4 protein-coding genes are annotated in these 2,121 nt (G+C 56.3%); all 4 read left to right on the top strand.

Annotation, left to right across the window (positions count from 1 at the left end; all coding sequences use genetic code 11):
* On the top strand, positions 1-723 hold a 723-nt coding region (locus tag AWU74_RS05200), incomplete at its 5' end, for an AAA family ATPase (RefSeq protein ID WP_162504859.1).
* 351 nt (positions 724-1,074) lie between these two features.
* Positions 1,075-1,362: a hypothetical protein gene (locus tag AWU74_RS05195; protein ID WP_059368970.1), complete on the top strand. Its 288-nt coding sequence runs from the start codon at positions 1,075-1,077 to the stop codon at positions 1,360-1,362.
* 14 nt (positions 1,363-1,376) lie between these two features.
* Positions 1,377-1,688, top strand: coding sequence for a hypothetical protein (locus AWU74_RS05190; protein WP_059368972.1), 312 nt, complete (start codon positions 1,377-1,379; stop codon positions 1,686-1,688).
* Positions 1,689-1,756: 68 nt separating this feature from the next.
* Complete coding sequence (locus AWU74_RS05185; protein ID WP_059368975.1) at positions 1,757-1,972, top strand: hypothetical protein; 216 nt, start codon at positions 1,757-1,759, stop codon at positions 1,970-1,972.
* Positions 1,973-2,121: the final 149 nt, after the last annotated feature.

Raw genomic sequence — 2,121 nt, 5'->3', positions numbered from 1 at the left:
CGGGCGCTCACCCGAATCGATATGAGCGAATATATGGAAAAGTTCGCGGTGAGCCGCCTCATCGGCGCGCCTCCGGGCTACGTGGGCTACGACGAGGGCGGGCAGCTCACCGAAGCGGTGCGGCGGCGACCCTACGGCGTGGTGCTGTTCGACGAAATCGAGAAGGCGCACCCCGACGTGTTCAACGTGCTGCTCCAGATGCTCGACGACGGGCGGCTCACCGACGGACAGGGGCGCACGGTGGATTTTAAGAATGCCATAATCATCATGACGAGCAACCTCGCCTCCGACCTGATTCTGGGCGCGGACACGAACGAGAAGCTCAAAGCCCTGAAGCCGGAGATAGACGCGGCGCTGAAGGCTGCGTTCCGTCCGGAGTTTCTGAACCGCATAGACGAAATCATCACGTTCACGCGGCTCGAAAAGCCGGCTATTGCCGGAATCGTGCGGAACCAGATAGCGCGGGTGCAGGCACGGCTTATGCCCCGCCGTCTGACGCTGGAGCTTTCGCCCGACGCGCTCGACTTTCTGGCGGAGGCGGGCTATGACCCGCTGTTCGGCGCGCGCCCGGTGAAGCGGGCGATACAGGAATATCTTGAGAACCCGCTGGCGAAAGAGATTCTGGAGGGACGCTTTGCCGACGGCGCGGCGATTCAGGCGCGGAAAGGGGAAGGGAGGCTGGCGTTCGGCGTTGCCCTTCCGGGCAACGTTCGAGTTCCTTGAAGGAACTCGACACTAGAGGTAAACGACACGCGCAAAGAGCGGGCATATCCGTTCTTTGCATGAGACGAGAAAAGAGGAAAGCGGCACTGCCGCTTTCCTCTTTTCTCGTCTCGGCGGGGCACAGGTAAGGTTCGCCTGCTCACAGGTAATGACTGGCGGTGTCCCGCCAGACCTTGCCTGTATGCGGAAAACTCGCCGCAGGGGGGGATTGTTCATTTTTTGCAAATCTGCTATATATGCGGAACGCAAAATTAACAGTCGGCGGACTACGAACGGAAAGGAAAATGCTATGAACAGGATTATGTTACGTGCGGCAGCGGTCGGAACGGCGATGCTATTGGCGGCGGCGGGGTGCAAACAGAGAGCAATGACACGCTTTACGTGCTCCTACCGCCGCCGAAACCTGCGCCTGACCCCGTTCCGGTGTTTACCGTCATTGAAGACTTGCAAACCTATCTTGCCGGGCAGTCGGGCGGAACCACTATAGATACGCCTATTGCAGTAAGGCTGTCTATTGATTTATCAAGCGGCACCGCTTCCCGTAATGCATACCGCGGGGGCGAGCCGGAACAAGCAGCGATTGCTTCCATAAAATCCTGTTTGCCGCGCTTGCGGGCAAATATGTCGCTCTTGATTTAAGCGCGTGTACCGGAATGACTGCGTGGGCAAAATATAGCGAAAATGTAGACAAAATCGTGTTTCTCATAGTGCCGAATTCTGTTACAGATATAGAGCCGATGGAAATGGGCAACCCTGATCGATGTGGTACGTTCGGCTTTTTTACTTCACTTAAGACATTCAAAGCGTCCGGCGTACAAACAGTCGGAGAAATGGCATTTGTTTCGGTTGCGGTTGACGAAACAACGAAGGATATTCTCTATTTATCTAAGCTTAAATCAATAGACCTGCCCGCGGTTACAGATATCGGAGAGGGGCGTTCGAGGGCAGTACGCTTGCGTCGATAAACCTGCCTGCGGCTGAAACTATCGGAGACTATGCGTTCCAATCCTGCCACGCGCTTGCGTCGCTCACGATGGGAATGCCGCCGCCGACATTAGGATACACATACGTGTTTTATGACGCCGAAAAAGACACCACAGAAGGATTCACGATTTATGTGCCTGACGGAGCGGCAAAGACCACACTGGAAGCCGAAATAAACCGTACCGACAGCAACTGGCACAAGGCGCTCTACACAGATATTGGCGAGGGCGAAGGCAAATTTAAGGAAGTAGCGGTAGTGCCGTAATAAGGGCGGAACAACGCCTTTTGCGGCAGAACGAAAGCGGGGACCCGCTTTTTTTACGCCGCTTTCACCAGCCGGTGCCGTCCTTGCCGCGGGGCTTCATAGCCGCGTTTCAAACCCCGGGCAAGCGGGCGTATTTCGCGGGAGGCGGC

The sequence above is a fragment of the Treponema endosymbiont of Eucomonympha sp. genome (assembly GCF_001028545.1).
Note: the sequence above shows the minus strand (reverse complement) of the source record. Positions and strands in the feature narration are given on the sequence as shown.